General features: G+C 67.4%; 15 protein-coding genes. 5 read left to right on the forward strand and 10 right to left on the reverse strand.

The annotated features are described in order from the left end of the window. Positions 1-14: 14 nt before the first annotated feature. The 4 genes from G7Y85_RS07935 to G7Y85_RS20100 are packed head-to-tail and all read right to left on the reverse strand — an operon-like array spanning position 15 to position 4,321. Entirely contained in the window at positions 15-860 is an 846-nt protein-coding gene (locus tag G7Y85_RS07935) for a phosphatase PAP2 family protein (RefSeq protein ID WP_166254484.1), read from the reverse strand. A gap of 12 nt (positions 861-872) precedes the next feature. Continuing rightward, complete coding sequence (locus tag G7Y85_RS07940; RefSeq protein ID WP_166254487.1) at positions 873-2,432, reverse strand: ArnT family glycosyltransferase; 1,560 nt, start codon at positions 2,430-2,432, stop codon at positions 873-875. Further along, positions 2,401-3,408 (reverse strand): glycosyltransferase family 2 protein, encoded by a 1,008-nt coding sequence (locus tag G7Y85_RS07945; protein ID WP_166254490.1) that lies wholly within the window; start codon positions 3,406-3,408, stop codon positions 2,401-2,403. Before G7Y85_RS07945 ends, G7Y85_RS07940 begins: the two co-directional genes overlap by 32 nt. Beyond that, complete coding sequence (locus G7Y85_RS20100; protein WP_194241133.1) at positions 3,389-4,321, reverse strand: lysylphosphatidylglycerol synthase domain-containing protein; 933 nt, start codon at positions 4,319-4,321, stop codon at positions 3,389-3,391. Before G7Y85_RS20100 ends, G7Y85_RS07945 begins: the two co-directional genes overlap by 20 nt. A 170-nt stretch (positions 4,322-4,491) precedes the next feature. On the opposite strand from G7Y85_RS20100, the gene G7Y85_RS07960 reads away from it, so the two are divergent. Both G7Y85_RS07960 and G7Y85_RS07965 read left to right on the forward strand, forming a co-directional pair. Then, positions 4,492-6,645: a M3 family metallopeptidase gene (locus G7Y85_RS07960; protein WP_166254498.1), complete on the forward strand. Its 2,154-nt coding sequence runs from the start codon at positions 4,492-4,494 to the stop codon at positions 6,643-6,645. A 99-nt stretch (positions 6,646-6,744) separates the two neighbouring features. Next, a complete protein-coding gene (locus G7Y85_RS07965) occupies positions 6,745-7,536 on the forward strand; it encodes an acyl-CoA thioesterase (protein WP_166254501.1) in 792 nt (263 codons plus the stop codon). A 44-nt stretch (positions 7,537-7,580) separates the two neighbouring features. Here the strand turns inward: G7Y85_RS07965 and G7Y85_RS07970 are convergent, their stop codons facing one another. Further along, positions 7,581-8,801: an EAL domain-containing protein gene (locus G7Y85_RS07970; RefSeq protein WP_166254504.1), complete on the reverse strand. Its 1,221-nt coding sequence runs from the start codon at positions 8,799-8,801 to the stop codon at positions 7,581-7,583. A 105-nt stretch (positions 8,802-8,906) separates the two neighbouring features. Next, positions 8,907-9,194, reverse strand: a complete 288-nt coding sequence (locus tag G7Y85_RS07975) for a hypothetical protein (protein WP_166254507.1) — start codon at positions 9,192-9,194, stop codon at positions 8,907-8,909. 118 nt (positions 9,195-9,312) lie between these two features. On the opposite strand from G7Y85_RS07975, the gene G7Y85_RS07980 reads away from it, so the two are divergent. Then, positions 9,313-9,480 carry a DUF1328 domain-containing protein gene (locus G7Y85_RS07980; RefSeq protein ID WP_166254510.1) on the forward strand — a complete coding sequence of 56 codons (168 nt, stop codon included), beginning with the start codon at positions 9,313-9,315 and terminating at the stop codon, positions 9,478-9,480. Between the two features lie 42 nt (positions 9,481-9,522). Here the strand turns inward: G7Y85_RS07980 and G7Y85_RS07985 are convergent, their stop codons facing one another. Next, positions 9,523-10,923: a hypothetical protein gene (locus G7Y85_RS07985; RefSeq protein WP_166254513.1), complete on the reverse strand. Its 1,401-nt coding sequence runs from the start codon at positions 10,921-10,923 to the stop codon at positions 9,523-9,525. 118 nt (positions 10,924-11,041) lie between these two features. Between G7Y85_RS07985 and dinB the strand changes: the two genes are divergently transcribed. Beyond that, entirely contained in the window at positions 11,042-12,145 is a 1,104-nt protein-coding gene (gene dinB / locus G7Y85_RS07990) for a DNA polymerase IV (RefSeq protein WP_166254516.1), read from the forward strand. A gap of 55 nt (positions 12,146-12,200) precedes the next feature. Then, a complete protein-coding gene (locus tag G7Y85_RS07995; RefSeq protein ID WP_166254519.1) occupies positions 12,201-13,196 on the forward strand; it encodes a patatin-like phospholipase family protein in 996 nt (331 codons plus the stop codon). Positions 13,197-13,205: 9 nt separating this feature from the next. On the opposite strand, the gene G7Y85_RS08000 is transcribed toward G7Y85_RS07995, so the two are convergent. From G7Y85_RS08000 to G7Y85_RS08010, 3 genes are all read right to left on the reverse strand, one after another. Continuing rightward, the gene (locus G7Y85_RS08000) at positions 13,206-13,982 is read right to left on the reverse strand and encodes a hypothetical protein (protein ID WP_166254522.1); all 777 of its coding nucleotides are present in this window, start codon (positions 13,980-13,982) and stop codon (positions 13,206-13,208) included. 47 nt (positions 13,983-14,029) lie between these two features. Beyond that, on the reverse strand, positions 14,030-15,964 hold the full coding sequence (locus tag G7Y85_RS08005; RefSeq protein WP_166254525.1) for an OPT family oligopeptide transporter: 1,935 nt from the start codon (positions 15,962-15,964) through the stop codon (positions 14,030-14,032). A 145-nt stretch (positions 15,965-16,109) separates the two neighbouring features. Further along, a complete protein-coding gene (locus G7Y85_RS08010) occupies positions 16,110-16,601 on the reverse strand; it encodes a YybH family protein (RefSeq protein WP_241696062.1) in 492 nt (163 codons plus the stop codon). Positions 16,602-16,880 lie beyond the last annotated feature (279 nt).

The raw sequence follows: 16,880 nt of genomic DNA on the forward strand, positions 1-16,880 counted from the left end.
TTTGCGCAGGGCGCTCAGACGCCGCGACCCGCCATTCGGGCGAACGACGGACGCCGCGCCGTGGCGAGGCGTGGCGCCAGCAGGTAGTGCCAGCCGGCCAACGCCAGGCTGATGCAGGCAACGGCGCGCGTCGCATCCTGCGCATCGACGTAGGCGGGTGTTCGCACGAGATCGGCGAACGCGCAGGCGGCAAGGATCGCGGCCTGCACGTAGTGCGCTGCCGGGTGCAGCCCCCAGCGACAGCGCCGCATCAGGCAGATGCCGAGCCAGACCGACAGCAGGCCGACGGCAGCGCCGGCCAGCACGTCGGCCGGCCAGTGCGCGCCGACGGCGATGCGGCTGAAGCCGACGCTGGCCGCCAGCGCCAATATCAGCAGGCGCGCGCTGCGGCTGCAGCGGCCGCAGCCGAGCACGGCACCGGCCGCGACGAACGCGGTGACCGTGTGACCCGATGGAAAACTGTCGCGATGCCAGAGCGGGCCGACCTGACGGAAGCTCCGGACATCGAGCACCGCCGGCGGCCGCAGCTGATCGGCGATCGCCTTCATGCCGTGCGAGAGCAGGGTCGCAATCAGGGCCGACAGGATCGCCAGCCAGATCGCCTGCGGGTAGCGCCAGGCCAGCAGCAGGAACAGGCTGAGCATGGTCAGCGAATCGCCGCTCTGCGTGAGCATCGCCAGCTGCCGATCGTCGAACGCCCGACCCCAGCCATTGATCGTCGCGAAGCCGGCGTGATAGCCGCCGGCCACGATCAGCAGGGCGCAGGCCAGCGCCAGGAAGCCGGCGACGACGAGCAGCCAGCGTTGTTCGTCTGCGTGCGGAAGTGCGTGCCGGAGCCGGCGCGCGAGGATGGGGTGCATGAGCGGCTGTCGTCAGGATCGGCGAAGCAGCAAGACTATTCCGCCCATCTTAAATTCTGTTGACAGTTCGGCTGCAGGCAGCGCGTGCTGCAGTTCGTCCAGACGATCGGCACGCACGAACACGAGTTCGCCCGGCTGCGGCGTGCCCTGCGGCGTCGGCGCGCCGCGATAGACGCTGAAACTCGGCAGGTAGGTGTGAAACATCACGGTCGGCAGGCCGAGCGCCCGCGCGCGCAAGGCGGCGTCGCGCGTCGGCACCTGGTAGGCGCCGGCGAAGGCCGGCGCCGCAAAGCCCCAGAGCATGGCCGCCTGCGTTCCGGCGAGCAGCAACAGCGCCAGCGGCCAGCGCCGCGGCGCGATCAGCATCGCCGCCAGGCTCAATGCCAGCGCGGCCGCCGCGGCGACGAAGTAGAGCGCATGGAACTGGGCCATCGCGAGTTCGACGATGCCGTGCTCGTAGGCGCGGTGGGTATGCAGCGCGACGACCGGCAGCAGCCATGGCAGGGCCGCGAGTGCCAGGAGCAGCAGCACGCCCGGCAGCAGCGCGAGGCGCCGCCAGCGCACGGCCTGGTGGTGACGGCCGATCATCAGGAACAGCGGCGTGCAGCCATACAGCAGATAATGCGGAAGCTGCGTGGCCGACAGTGAAAACAGCAGCAGCACGAGCGCGAACCAGATCAGGCAGTAGCGATCGAGCGCGTCGCCGCCGACCAGCGCGCGGCCGAACGCCGCGCGCAACACGCCCGTGAACGGCAGCACGATCAGCGGCAGGGCCGCCAGATAGAACCACCAGTGGCCGCCGTGGTGTTCCATGGTTCTGGAATAGCGGCCGACGTTCTGGTCGAGCAGGAAATGACCGAGGAAAATGCCGCCGTCCTGGCGAATCGACGCATAGACCCAGGGTGCGACGACGATCGTCAGCAGCAGCCAGCCGAGTGGATCGAGCACCGCCCGCCACCACAGCCGCAGACGGCCCTGGGTCGCGAAGAACAGCAGCGATACGGCGCCGGGAATGGCGAGCGCGACCGGTCCCTTGGCCAGCAGGCCGAGTCCGATCGCGAGGTAGACGCGCAGCAGCGTGCTGCGACGCGGCTGTTCGTACCAGCGGAAGATGTCGAGCCCGGCCGATGCCAGCAGCAGATTGAGCAGGCCGTCGGCCGTCGCCGCGTGGCCGATGACGCTGCTCATCAGCCCCAGGCTCAGGGCCGCGGCGGCGACCAGCGCCTCGCCCGGCGTTCGCTCGCGCGCACGCGCGAAGGCATGGACCAGCCACATCCACAGCGTCGCGCAGAGTATCGACGGCAGGCGGAACGCAAGCTCGCTGCGCCCCAGCGCGCGTACCGCGGCGGCCTGCAGCCAGTAGGTCAGCATCGGCTTGTCGTAGCGCGGTTCGCCGTTCAGCGTGGTGCTGACGTAGTTGCCGCTGTCCAGCATTTCGATCGTCGCCTCGCTGAACGCACCTTCGTCGAGATCGAACAGCGGCACGCTGCGTGCGCCGAGCACGAAGCCGAGCACGGCAAACAGCAGCAGCCAGCCACGCTCAGACATCGGCCTGGTGCCAGGGCCGCTCATCGGCGCGCTCCGGGAGTGTCACGGCCACGCCGGACTGACGCAGACGGACGAGCATTTCGGCAAGGATGCCGGTGGTGATGAACTGCGCGGCGAACATCAGCAGCAGCAGGGCGATCAGCAGCAGCGGCCGATGGCCGATGTCTTCACCGAGCGCGAACTTGACGAAGGCCAGATGCGCCATCGCCACGCTGCCGAGTGCGCCGACGACCAGACCGATCGAGCCGAAGAAGTGCCCGGGGCGTGCCTGGAAGCGCAGGAAGAAGAAGGCGGTCAGCAGGTCGAGCAGCACCCGGAAGGTTCGCGAAAGGCCGTACTTGGATTCGCCATGCAGGCGCGGGTGGTGCCGGACCGGTGTTTCCGCGATTCGCGTCGGCGAGGTGACGGTGGCGACCCACAGCGGGATCAGGCGATGCATTTCGCCGTACAGGCGCACGTCGCGTATGACCTGGCGACGCATCAGCTTGAGACTGCAGCCGTAGTCGTGCAATCGCACGCCGCTGACGCGCGCGATCAATCCATTCGCGATCTTCGACGGCAGCTTGCGCGACAGCCAGTGATCCTTGCGATCCAGGCGCAGACCGCAGAGCAGGTCGAGATCCCGGTCCAGCAGCTCGTCGACCATGCGCGGGATATCGCCGGGATCGTTCTGCAGGTCGCCGTCGAGCGTTGCGATCAGTTCGCCTCTTGCCATGTCGATGCCGGCCTGCATCGCGGCAGTCTGTCCGCTGTTGCGGGCAAGGCGGACGTGTTGCACATGGGCGCCGTGCCGCGCGATCGCCTCGTCGATGCGTGCGCCGCTGCGATCGCGACTGCCGTCGTCGACCAGCAGCAACTCCCATGGTCCGCGATAGCCGCTCAGGCTGTCATGAACGCGCGTTGCCAGCGGCAGGATGTTGTCCTGCTCGTTGTACAGCGGCACGACCAGCGACAGCGTCGGCGCGCGTCGCGGTCCGGTATCAGCAAGGGGCTGGCTCATCGTCGGGCTTGTGGCGGACAGGCAGTTCCGGGAACGACAGCAGGGCGCCGATCAGCGCGGTGCCGAGCAGCAGCAGATGCAGGGTCACGGCGGCGCCGAGGCCGGCCACGCCGTGGCCGAGGCCCAGCAGCACGCCGGCCTCGAAGCTGCCGGCGCCGGCCGGCGCGTGCAGCGGCAGCAGCGTGCTGGCGTCGCCGCCGATCGCGCCGAGCAGGGCCGATGCCGGTGATACGGCGGCGAGGGTCTGCAGGACCAGCGCGAAGGCGGCGAGCTTCGCCAGCCATGCCAGCCAGGTCAGCAACAGTTCCCGGCCCAGTCTTGTCGCGTCGTCCGGAATCGCACGCAGCATGTCGGCGACGCGCGGTCGTGCCGCCAGCGGCGCAAACTGCAGCAGCCGGCGATGCGCGACGCACAGCACGATCGGGAGCAGGGCGAGAACGCTCGCGAAGAGCGTTGCCGCGATGGCCCAGCTGCGGTCGAGATGCAGGCCGATCGCCAGGGTGGCGAGCGCGGCGACACAATGCAGGTCGAGCAGGCGCAGCCACAACAGCAGACCGCCGCCGCGAGGCCAGGAGATGCCGAAGCGGCGCTGCAGCAGCCAGGGCAGCGTGAACTCGCCGAGGCGGGCCGGCAGCAGCAGATTCGCGGCATTGTGCAGCCACAGCAGGCGCAGGGTCGCGATGTAGTGCGCCCGCGGAATCTCGTCGGCACTGCGACAAAGACGCCAGGCGCGCAGCGCATAGCTCAGCAGCATCGCCGCGACAAAACCCGGAATCAGCCAGGCCGGAAGTTGTGTCCAGACCGCAAGCAACTCCCGCCAGCCACACAGCCATTGCACCAGCGCTGCGTAAAGCAGCGCCGCGACCAGCACCAGGATCGTCGGGCGCAACGGGCGGAAAGCGGATCGGGTCACGGCGCTGCAATCTAGTTCGGACCGGTGACATTTTAGCGACGAACTCCCCGGAGCCCGGCGCGGCTCTGGGGGCAATCCTTCTTGTGCGGCCCTCATGCACATGAAAATATCCCCGCTGTCACCAAACCGCCACGGTTCGAAGGCGGCCGCTTTCCCGCTACGGAGATTCCATGAACGCCCCGATCACACTGGCGCTTGCCGCTGGCATGCTGCTCAGCGCCGGCAGTGCCCTTGCCGCCGACCCGACCCCCGACATGCGCGATAACCCGTTTGCCACCGCGAGCACGCTGCCGTACCAGCTGCCGCCCTTCGACAAGATTCACGACAGCGACTTCGCGCCGGCCTTTGCGGCCGGCATGGCCGCGCAGCGGGCCGAGATCGACGCAATCGCCAACAATCCGGAGCGGCCCAGCTTCGACAACACGATCGTGGCGATGGAGAAATCGGGCGCGATGCTGGCCCGCGTGTCGTCGGTGTTCTTCAACCTGACCTCGTCGAACACCAACGAGACCCTCGAAAAGCTGCAGGCCGATGTCGCGCCCAGGCTCGCCGCGCACAGCGACGCGATCTATCTCGATGCGCGCCTCTACGCACGCGTGCGTGCCCTGTACAACACGCGGCGCCTGCTGGATCTCGATCCGCAGTCGGAACGCCTGCTGGAGCGCTACCACACGCGCTTTGTCCGCGCCGGCGCGGACCTCGACGATGCGCAGAAGGAAAAGCTGCGCCACTTCAACGAGCAGCTTTCGCAGCTGAGCACGCAGTTCGAGCAGAACCTGCTGAAGGGTACTGCCGCTGCGGCGGTCGTCGTCGATACGCGCGCCGAGCTGGATGGCATGTCGGACGCCGAAATCAGCACCGCAGCCGAAGCGGCGAAGTCGCGCGGCCTTGACGGCAAATACGTCATCACCCTGCAGAACACTACCGGCCAGCCGGCGCTGGCGCATCTCAAGAGCCGCGCCCTGCGCGAGAAGATCTATCAGGCCTCGGTGACGCGCTGCAGTCATGGCAGCGCCTTCGACAATACCGGCGTGATCAAACAGATCGTGCTGCTGTCGGCGCAGCGCGCGGCGCTGCTCGGATATCCGAGCCATGCGGCTTACGTGCTCGAAGACGAAACCGCGAAGACGCCGGAGGCGGTCAACAAGATGCTCGCGCAGCTGGTGCCGGCGGCCGTTGCCAACGTCCACCGCGACCTGGCCGAGATGCAGAAGCTGGCGGACGCCGAACACGCCGGCTACAAGCTGGCAGCCTGGGACTGGGCCTATTACGCCGAGAAGCTGCGCAAGGCCAAGTACGACTTCGACGAGTCGCAGATGAAGCCGTATCTGGAACTCGACGACGTGCTGCAGAACGGTCTGTTCTACGAGGCGCACGAGCTGTACGGTCTGACGTTCAAGGAGCGCACCGATCTGCCGGTCTACCATCCGGACGTGCGCGTGTTCGAGGTCTTCGACAAGGACGGTTCCAGACTCGCCCTGTTCCTGACCGACTATTACAAGCGCGACTCGAAGAACGGCGGCGCCTGGATGAACGAGTACGTGTCGCAGTCCGATCTGCTCGGCACCCGACCGGTGGTCGTCAACAACCTCAACATCCCGAAGCCGGCCGCCGGTCAGCCGACCCTGCTGACGTTCGACGAGGTGACGACGATGTTCCACGAGTTCGGCCATGCGCTGCATGGCATGTTCTCTGACGTCAAATATCCGTACTTCGCGGGCACCGCCGTGCCGCGCGATTTCGTCGAGTATCCGTCGCAGTTCAACGAAATGTGGGCCACCGATCCCGACGTGCTGAAGCACTACGCGAAGCACTACAAGACCGGCGCGCCGATGCCCAGGGCGCTGCTCGACAAGGTGATGGCGACCCAGAAGTACGGTCAGGGCTTCACCACCACCGAGTACCTGGAAGCGTCGATCATCGACCAGAGCTGGTACCAGCTGCCGGTCGCCGATGCACAGGTCGCCGACGTCAGTGCCTTCGAAAGCAAGGTGCTGCACGATGCCGGCATCGATGTGCCGGAAGTGCCGCCGCGCTACCACAGCCCGTACTTCGCGCACGCATTTTCGCTGGGCTACGACGCCGGCTACTACGCCTACATCTGGAGCGCGGTGCTCGATACCGACACGGCACAGTGGTTCCGCCAGCACGGCGGCCTGAAGCGCGAGAGCGGCGAACGTTTCCGCGCCATGCTGCTGTCGAAGGGCGGCAGCGTCGATGCGTCGACCCTGTTCCACGACTTCATCGGCCACGATCCGGACATCCAGCCGCTGCTCGATCAGCGCGGCCTGGTGCTGCCGAAAGCGGCCGCGAAGCCGAACTGATAGCCCGCGGGCAAGAAGGCCGCCCCCGGGGCGGCCTTTTTCTTGCCCGCGGGCTTTTGCTGCACAATCGCGCCCGGAAAATTTTCAGGAAGTGCCGAGATGCAGTTTTCAGAACTCATGGCGTCGGTCAGCGGCGCCGGCAGCGAGTGGCGGGTTGCGGTCACGCCCGACTGGCAACAGGGGCGCACCTTGTTCGGCGGCCTGCAGGCGGCGCTCGCAGTGCAGGCGATGCGTGGCCTGATCGGCAACGCTGCCCCCTTGCGTACCCTGCAGACCACGTTCATCGCGCCGATTCCCGCCGGCGACATCCGGATCGCGACGCGCGTGCTGCGCAGCGGCAGATCGGCGACGCAGGTCGAGGCGCAACTGTTCGACGGCGAACAGCTTGCCTGCGCGGTGCTCGGCATCTTCGGCCTGTCACGCGAATCGGTGCTGGCGATCGCGCCCCCGTGGCCGGGCCTGACGGTGGAGCCGCCGGAGGCGCGCGAGCTGCGCTATGTCGAGGGCGTCACGCCGGCGTTCACGCAGTATCTGAATTTCCGCTGGGCCAGCGGCGGTTTCCCGTTCCGCGGTGCGGCGGAACCGAAGACGCAGATCTACGTACGGCTGCGCGAAGACCGGCCAGTCGGTGAATTGCAACTGATCGCGCTCGCCGATTCGATTCCCAGCCCGGGCCTGTCGGTGTTGAACACCCGCGCGCAGGCGAGCTCGATGACCTGGATGCTCGAGTTGCTGCGGCCGGATTACGACCCGGCCGGCGACGCGTGGTGGTTGATGGACGCCGAGGTCAACGCAGCGCAGAGCGGCTATCTGAGTCAGGCGGCGACGCTCTGGAGTCCGGACCGCAAGGCCGTCGCGCTCAGCCGTCAGAGCGTGGTCGCGTTCGCCTGAGGCGAACGCGACGCCGGGCGATGACCCGCGCGGCGTTGCCGCTCTCAGGCCGCCGGCGACGTGGCGACGCGCGGCACGACCGGCGCACGGAGCAGGTTCAGCGCCTCGCCCAGCGGCACGCCACGAGAGAAGTGATAGCCCTGTCCGTAGTGCACGCCGTAGCGCGCGCAGGCCGCGCTTTGCGCTTCGGTCTCGATGCCTTCGGCGACCGTGTACATGCCGAGGTCGGCGGCCAGTCCGGTGATGGCACGCACGATCGCGGCGGCGCCACGGCTCTCGCCGAGATCGTCGATGAAGCTGCGGTCGAGCTTGATCGCATCGATCGGCAGGCGGTGCAGGTACGACAGCGAGCTGTAGCCGGTACCGAAATCGTCGACCAGCAGCGCACAGCCCAGCGCCCGGCACTGATCGAGCAGCCGGCGCACGGCATCGGGGTCGCCGAAGGCGGCCGACTCGGTGATTTCCAGGCGCAGGCGCCGCGGATCGAGCGCGTGTCGCAACAAGGCGTCGCGAATGCTCGGGAACAGCTGCGGATCATCGAACTGCCACGGTGAAAGATTGATTGAACAGAACGGCGGTGCGTCGCTGCGCACCTTGCCCATCTGCGCCAGGGCTGCGGTCGCGGTATCGATGATCCAGTGGCCGATCTCGACGATCAGTCCCGAATCCTCGGCGATGCTGATGAACGAGCTCGGCGGAATCGGCCGGCCAGCCGGGTCGTACCAGCGGATCAGGGCTTCGAAACCGGCGATCGTGCCGCTCGCCAGATCGACGATCGGCTGATAGTGCAATTGCAGGCCATCGTCGCGCAGCGCCTCGCGCAGTGCCTGCTCGGTGCGCAGGCGCTGCACGGCCAGCTCGCGATCGACATGCTCACTGCCCGAGTAGCGCGCGCTGGGCGTGGCGTCCACGGTGCTGGACTGCTGCAGCCGGTGCAGGAGATCGCGGCTGCGGGCGAGCGTCACGCGCAGCAGGTGGCGCAACACGGGTGTTGCGCGCGCCATCTGCTCGTTCAGCAGTTCGTGAGTCACGACCAGCAGCTCGGTGTCGGCCACGGCCCGTGCACAGGCGGTGCGCGTGTGATTGCCGGCCAGCGCCATTTCGCCGAACAGGTCGCCGGACTGCAGCGTCGCGATCGATTCGGCGCCGTCTTCGTGCTCGAGATAGATCTCGACGGAACCCGACTCGATCAGGAAGGCGATATCACCGGATTCCCCGGTGCGGAACAGCACCTCGTCCGCAGACAATCGACGACGATCGTGCACAGGCGACTCCTCGGACGGGGTATCGCGCATCCTGACAAGCGCCGCGCCGGCGCGGCACGACCGGATGCCGGTCGGCAGAGAACGGCCGACCGGCGGAAGCGGGTTTCAGAGCCCCTTGGACGCCGGCTGCAGCTGGCTGAAATCGTTGACCGCGTCCTTGCAGCCACGCACGAAGTCCGGCCCGTAGGCCTTGTTGTCGCATGGCGACGGATCGACCAGCGCCGCGTCCATCGCCCACTGGTAACCCTCGCTATGCGTCGTGCAGGAATCCTTGCACGGCGCCGGGTGCACGACGCCATCGGTGGCGCAGGCGCTCAGCAGGATCAAAGTGAAAGCGGACAGGAAAACGCGCAGACGATTCATGGAGGCGTTGGCGACGGCGGCAATGGACATGCCCAAGAGTATCGCCAATCGACCCCGGCGATGCGAGTTCAGTACGAATTCATCGCGCCCGGGCACGGTGGAACGGCGCGGGTTGTTCATCGGACACCGCCGAACAAGGAGGTTCACCATGCTCTACTACACGATCGTGTTTTTCGTCATCGCCCTGATCGCCGCGTTCTTCGGCTTTTCGGGTATTGCCGCCGGCGCGGTTTCGATCGCCAAGATCCTGTTCTTCGTGTTTCTCGTCATGGCGGTGATTTCGCTGCTGCTGGGACGGCGTGCGCCGACACCCTGAGGCCGACGCGAGATTCGCGGAAGCCGGCGCAAGCCGGCTTTTCTATGGCTGCTTGCCGAACGGCATCTGCAGCGAGACGCCGGCGAGGTAGGAACCGCTGCGCTGCTGGTCGAGATCCTCGCGCGGAAAGCTGTAGCCGAGCACCCATTCGCCGTACAGCTTGCCGCCGAAAATCGGGTGGCGGAACGTGGTCTGCAAGCCGTATTCGTGCAGCGGCACGTCGTCACCGGTTTCGCCACGCACGAACAGCTCGTAGGCCAGGCCGCAGCGGATGCTCAGCAGGGCCTGGTAGACCGTCAGCGTCGAACGCCAGTCCAGACCCTGCGTGCTCTGCGACCAGGTCCCGACATTGCCGAAGCGGATCAGCATGGTCTGGTCGAGGACGTGGCTGTAGTCGGCGCCGAGCGTGACGCCCAGGCGGTCGGCCGTCGTGTAGAACGGCGTTGCCCGCAGGTTCACCAGGTCGTTGTCGTCGGCATAGGCGTTGTAGCGCAGACGGCTCTGCACGAAGGCCTCGGGGCGTGCGAGTCCGCGCACACCGGCGCGGAAACTGGTCGAGAAGCGGTCGCTGCCCGGCAATTCGTAGCCGAGGCCGGCGAACAGCTTTTCGTGATCGTCGACTTTCGGGAAGTTGTTGCGCAGTGTCGAGTTGTCGAAGCGATCGTGAACGAAGTCTTCCTCGTTGTCGCGGCCGATGAACGCCGAGAGGTGGCGGTTGAGATTGGGCAGCGGTACCTGAGCGTCGAAGCGCAGGCGGATGGTGTTGCCGTAGAACTGCGAATAGTTGTCGCTGAGTTCGACCGTACCGTTCACCTTGCGCGATTCGCTGATGTAGTAGCGATCGCCGAACAGGCCGTCGAACCACATCGAGGCCGTGCAGACCATTTCCTCGACGCGCCGCTTGGTCTGCGCGATCGTCTGCTCGTCGCCCGGCGCCAGCTGGGTGCAAAGATGGACCGGGTCCAGCGGCTCGTCGTCCGCGCTTTTCGTGCCGATGACGACGGCTTCGCCCGGCACGGTTTCGCCGCGCACGTCGGTTTCGAAGACCTGCGGCGGCGTGGCGTCGGTATCGCTGGCGGTCGGCGGGGTCGGAACGTGCGCGGCTTCCGGCGCCGGTGTGGCCGGATGGTCGGCCGGAGTCGCCGCGTCGGTGGCGGCAGCAGTCCGGGTCACCGGCGGCTCGTGGCCGCTGGCCGCCACTGGCGCCCGTGCCTTCGCGGCGTCGCGGTCGGCAAGCATCGATGAGGACAGCGAGGACAGATGCGACGTCAGCCGCAGATGCAGCGGCCGTGGCGCGGCGCTTGCGGTCTCCGTGTCGGCGGCGGGGCGGCTCGGGCTGCTGCTGCAGGCCGACAACGCGCAGGCGGCCGCCATGATCGGCAGCAGGCACGCCGCGGGTGTTCGGCTGCACGCCTCCGGATTTCGCTCCCTGCGATCTTGCATTGCGGCTTCCGCTGAGTCCCTGAAGTGACAATGGCGCAAAGCGATTTACTCGGCCTGAATCGACGGATGCGCGGACCCGGTGGGCAGATGCGCGGACGCACGGCATCATAAGCCGGACATGCCGCAGCACGCTCCGCGCAAGATCATTCACGTCGACATGGACGCGTTCTACGCGTCGGTCGAGCAGCGCGATGACCCGGCCCTGCGCGGCCGGCCGGTGGTCGTCGCCTGGCGCGGCACACGCTCGGTGGTCTGCGCAGCTTCCTACGAGGCGCGCGTGTTCGGCGTGCGTTCAGCGATGCCGGCCGTGCGTGCCGAACGCCTGTGCCCCGAAGCGGTGTTCGTGCCGCCGGACTTCACGCGTTATCGCGCCGTGTCGCGCGCGGTGCGCGAAATCTTCCTCTCGCATACCGATCTGGTCGAACCGCTGTCGCTGGACGAAGCCTATCTCGACGTCAGCGAGAACAAGCAGGCGCTGGCCTCGGCGACCGAAGTGGCGCAGCGCATCCGCAGCCAGATACGCGAGCAACTGCAGTTGACCGCATCGGCCGGCGTCGCACCCAACAAGTTTCTCGCCAAGATCGCATCGGACTGGAACAAGCCCGACGGCCTGTTCGTGATCCGCCCCAGAGACGTGCTCGCGTTTCTGGCGCCGCTGCCGGTCGGGCGGCTGCCGGGGGTCGGCAAGGTGATGGGCGAGCGTCTCGCCGGGCTCGGCATCGACACGGTCGGCCAATTGCGGGCATTTTCGGTGCTGGAGCTGGAGACGCGCTTCGGCCGCTACGGGCGCCGTCTCGCCGAACTGGCGCAGGGTATCGACGAGCATCGCGTGCAGGCGGATCGGCCGACGCAATCGGTGTCGGCCGAGGACACGTTCGCCGACGATCTGCCGTTGTCGGCGCTGGCCCCTCACATCGAGCGGCTGGCCGCCAAGACCTGGGCCGCGTCGCGCCGGACGGAACGCGTGCCGCGCACCGTCGTGCTGAAGTTGAAGACGCGCGACTTCCGCATCCTGACGCGCAGCCTGACGCCGGCACAGCCGCCGGCCTCCGAGGCGGAACTGGCCGCGATGGCGATCTCGCTGTGCGCGCGCGTGGAGGATGAGCACGAGGCCGGCGCACCGCCGACGCTGTATCGCCTGGTCGGCGTCGGACTCGCGAATTTCCACGAGGCCGATGATCCGCGTCTGCAGCCGGATCTGTTCGCGGGCCTGACGGCATGACTCGTGCGGGTCTGTTCGGGCGCCAGCAAGCTGCGCCTGCTATTTTTCCTGCCGCATGAAACCTGAACACAAACCGCCGGTCGTCGGCCTGGCCCTGGGCAGCGGCTCGGCGCGCGGCTGGTCGCACATCGGCATCATTCTCGAACTCGAAGCACTCGGCGTGCGACCGCAGGTGATCGCCGGCACCTCGGTCGGTGCTCTGGTCGGCGGTGTCTATGTCGCCGGCCAGCTGCGGGAATTCGCCGACTGGGTCTGCAAGCTGACCGTGCGCGACGTCTTCGGCCTCATGGATCTCACCCTGACCGGCGGCTTCGTCAAGGGCGAGCGCCTGTTCGGGTTCTTCAACGAGCACCATCGCAACCCCAACATCGAGGAGCTTGAACAGCGCTTCGTGTCGGTGGCCACCGAAATGCAGAGCGGCCGCGAAATCTGGATCACGAGCGGCCCGGTCTGGGCGGCGGCGCGCGCCTCCTGCGCGATGCCCGGCCTGTTCACGCCGGTCAAGCACGAGGACCGCTGGATGCTCGACGGCGGACTCGTCAATCCGGTGCCGGTGTCGGCCTGTCGCGCGCTCGGTGCCGATGTCGTGATCGCCGTCAATCTCAATGCGCAGCTGGTCGGCAGCCACATGTCGAGCGCCAGCCGCGCCGAGGCGCAACGTGAAGCCGACGCCGAGGAAAAGCAGGGTGGCGACGGCAAGAACCGCAGCTTCTGGAACAAGGTCGTCAACTACCTGCAGAGCAGCAACAGCGACACGCCGAGCTTCTTCGATTCGGTGGCGTCAAGCGTCAACATCATGCAGGACCGTCTGACGCGCTCGCGCATGGCCGGCGATCCCCCGGAGATCACGCTGATTCCGCGGCTCGACGATTTCGCGCTGATGGACTTCCATCGCGCCGGCGAGGCGATCGAGGAAGGACGGCGGCTGGTGCGCGCGCACGAAAGCGAGATTCGCGCCTGGACCGGCGTGCCGGCCGGAACCGATGCGCGGACCGTGCAGGAGCGGCAACTCGAAGTGCTCGCCGCGGAAGGCGACGAGCCGGACGCCTGAGCGGGGCGATCAGCGCGCCTCGCCCATCAACGACAGCATGTCGAACAGCGAGATGATGCGATAGCCCGGCGGATCGTCGAAATTCGCGACCGGTAACGCGGCATGCGAGATCGACTGCAGCTGTCCGCTGCCGGCGTAGGCCTGTCCGCCGTAGCTGCCGGCGTAGCGGATCGGCAGGCCGGGCACTTCAGCCACGCGCAGCCAGGGCCCGCCGGTGTCGCGCAACAGGCCGAGTGCGGTCTGCAGCGTGCGCGTGTCGCCGGGCGCCAGTTTCAGATCGCCGTACGCGGCCGCACAGACTTCGCGACGGTCGCCGGTATCCGATTGCTGCCGGTAGATCGTGCACGGATAACCGGCGACCTGGTCATGCCGATCGGTCGCCGCGTAGGGAATCACCTCGTCGCGTTGCGACTGGCGCAGCAGCGATTCGGCCTGCGTGCGTTGCGCGTCCGGCAGGTTTTCGAGCGCGAGCTGCAGCAGCGGCTGGCTCGCCGGATCGGCGGCCTGCGTGATGCTGCGCACCAGGGTCTGCACCTGTTCGATGCTGCTGCTGCTCGTCGCGCGCGCGGCCGGATCGATCTGTGTCAGCGTCCGCGTGCGCAGGTCGAGCACGACGTAGGAACCGCCGACCGCGCCAGCGGCATCGACGCGCAGGCGATCGCCGGCCACGCTGATCCGTGACTGCCAGGCACCGCTGGCCGGGTCGACGAAGTTCAGGCTCGCATCCGCCTGCACAGCGCCGCTGAGCGCCGCGAGCACCAGCGCCGTCAGGGTTTTCTTGATCATCGGCGCAGTCTGCGGCTGCGGCCCGCACCGCCGCTGAACGAGCGTGCTCAACCCTGCGCTTTGGCCCCGCTGCGGTACAGCAGCCAGGCGACGACGGCGAGCACGATCAGGCCGACGAACTGGCCGAACTGGAAGGTGTCGGGCAGGGCGAGCACGTCGGCACGTCCGGAGACGACGATCGGAATCGCGATGATGATACCGGTCAGCGCCTCGCCGGTGATCAGGCCGGCCGAGAACAGCGTGCCCGGCTGGTGGATGCGGTCGCGAGCCTCTTCGCTCACTGCATCCGGATGCTTGCGCGCGACCAGATGATTGAGCAGGCCGCCGAGGAAGATCGGCACCATCAGTTCCAGCGGCAGGTAGATGCCGATCGCCGCGCCGAGCACCGGCACGCGAAAACTCGATCCGCGTTTCTTCAGCCACTCGTCGAGCGCGATCGTCAGCGCGCCGATCACCGCGCCGAGTTCGATCATCGTCCACGGCAGATGGCCGCCGAACATGCCCTTGGCGACCGAGGCCATCAGATTGGCCTGCGGTGCGGCCAGCGCATTCGGATGTTCCGGCGTCGGTGCGCCGATGCCGTAGGCGGCGGCCAGCAGGTTGAGCACCGGCGCCATCACCAGCGCGCAGGAAAATGCGCCGATGCACAGCATCAGCTGCTGCTTCCACGGCGTGGCGCCGACCAGATAACCGGCCTTGAGATCCTGCAGGTTGTCGCCGCCGACCGCCGCCGCGCAGCAGACCACGGCGCCGATCATGATCGCGGCGACCGCACCGATCGGCGAATCGCGACCGAGCAGCACGATTAGCACCATCGACGCGAACAGGATGGTCGCGATCGTGATGCCGGACACCGGATTGTTCGACGAGCCGACCAGGCCGGCCAGGTAGCCGGACACCGACACGAACAGGAAGCCGGCGACGATCATGATCAGCGTCATCGGAATGCTGACCAGCCAGTTGGCGACGATCGCCTGGTACAGCAGGGCGAGCGGGATCGTGAACACCACCAGCGCGATCAGCATCCACTTCATCGGCAGGTCGCGATCGACTTCCGCGATCGCGGCAGCGCCGACGTTCTTGCGTGCGGCGGCGAGACCGCTCTTGATGCCGGACGCCAGCGACTTGCGCAGCGAGAACAGCGTCCAGATGCCGCCGATCAGCATTGCGCCGACGCCGAGATAGCGGATCTTGGCGTTCCAGATCGCATAGCCGATGTCGGCAGCGCCGGCGCCGGCGATCTTCGCCGCCAGTTCCGGATCGGAATTCAGGAAGTACGCGTGGTAGATCGGGATCGCGATGTTCCACGACAGGATGCTGCCGGCGACAACGACGATGCCGACGTTGAGGCCGACGATGTAACCGACGCCGAGCAGGGCCGGCGACAGGTTGGTGCCCATGAACGCGAAGTAGCGGCCGAAGAAGGTCGAGCCGATCGCCGCGTCCGGGATCAGCTTCAGGCCGCTGGCCGCTGCCAGCTTGATCAGCGAGCCGACCACGCCGGCGAACGCGAGGGTCTTGACGCCGCCTCCGGGATTTTCGCCGGCCTTGAGCACTTCGGCGGCGGCCTTGCCTTCCGGAAATGCCAGCGGGTCCTCGACGATCATCGTGCGCCGCAACGGCACCGAGAACAGCACGCCGAGCAGGCCGCCGAGGCCGGCGATCGCGAGCACCCAGGAATACTTGAAGTCGTGCCAGTAGCCGAGAATGATCAGTGCCGGGATCGTGAAGATCACGCCGGCGGCGATCGACGAGCCGGCCGAGGCACCGGTCTGCACGATGTTGTTCTCGAGGATGGACCCGCCGCCGAGCACGCGCAGCACCGCCATCGACACGACCGCCGCCGGAATCGCGGTGGCGATCGTCAGGCCCGCAAACAGGCCGAGATAGGCATTGGCGGCGGCGAGGATCATCGCCAGCAGCATCGACAGAATGATGGCGCGCAGCGACAGCTGCGGGACGGCCGGCGCGGATGCGCTCATGGTGGGGGCTCCCTGTTTTTTTGCGGCCTTGCGGGCCGTGGACCGGCAGATTGTGGCACGGCCGATCGCGACATTGAGTCGTGCTGGGGGATTTCCCGCCCCGCCGCGCGGGCCGCCGGAGCGATGCGCGCGCAGGTCGCGGTGCCTAGGGTTTTGCCTCGAGATCGCAGGCACGCACGTCGGTGCCCTGGTCGAAGATGATTTTCCAGACGCCAGGTGCGTCGCGCCGCCAGATCGAACTGAAGCCGGACACCAGCTTGCCGGACGGGTCGTACACCGGGCCGCGGCTGATCGCCAGCGTGCCGGCGTCGTTGACCTCGACCAGCGACGGCGCCCACGAAAACGGCGCCTGCGGCGTGGCGTACAGCTTCTGCCAGGCCGCGGCGATCGCCGCCTTGCCGCGCAGCGCACCGGCTCCGTTGATGAAGATCGCGTCGTCGGCCACGAAGCGCGCGAAAGCCGCGTGATCGCGATCGGCCATGGTCTGCGCGAATGCCCGCTCGGTGGCCACGACTTCGGCCCGCAGGTCGGGACTCGCTGTCGCGTCGGCGCGCGCCAGCGGTGCGGCGAGCAGCAGCATTGCCGGGAGGGCCAGATGGCGCAGCAGCGATGTGCGGCAAATCAGGGTCTTGAACATGGGATCTCGCAAGCTTGGAAAATGGCCGCCTGCCTTCGTTCGATCGGCATGTCGGGTTCGAGTCTGGCGCCCGAAATGGGTGACGGCCTTCAGAGTGGTACTTGATGCCGGTGGGCGGCGTGACACTTCAATGCACCACTTCCCAGCCGGACGGGTTCCAACGGAGCAGCAAATCGGACAAACGATTCGGTGCGCGGGCCATGATGTTCGTTACGAGCGTACGTAGCGCATCGATGGCAGCCGGTGAGTCTTCCCCGATATAAAAAACAGCGTCTGTCG

The sequence above is a fragment of the Solimonas terrae genome (assembly GCF_011067135.1).
GTDB classification, from domain to species: domain Bacteria; phylum Pseudomonadota; class Gammaproteobacteria; order Nevskiales; family Nevskiaceae; genus Solimonas; species Solimonas terrae.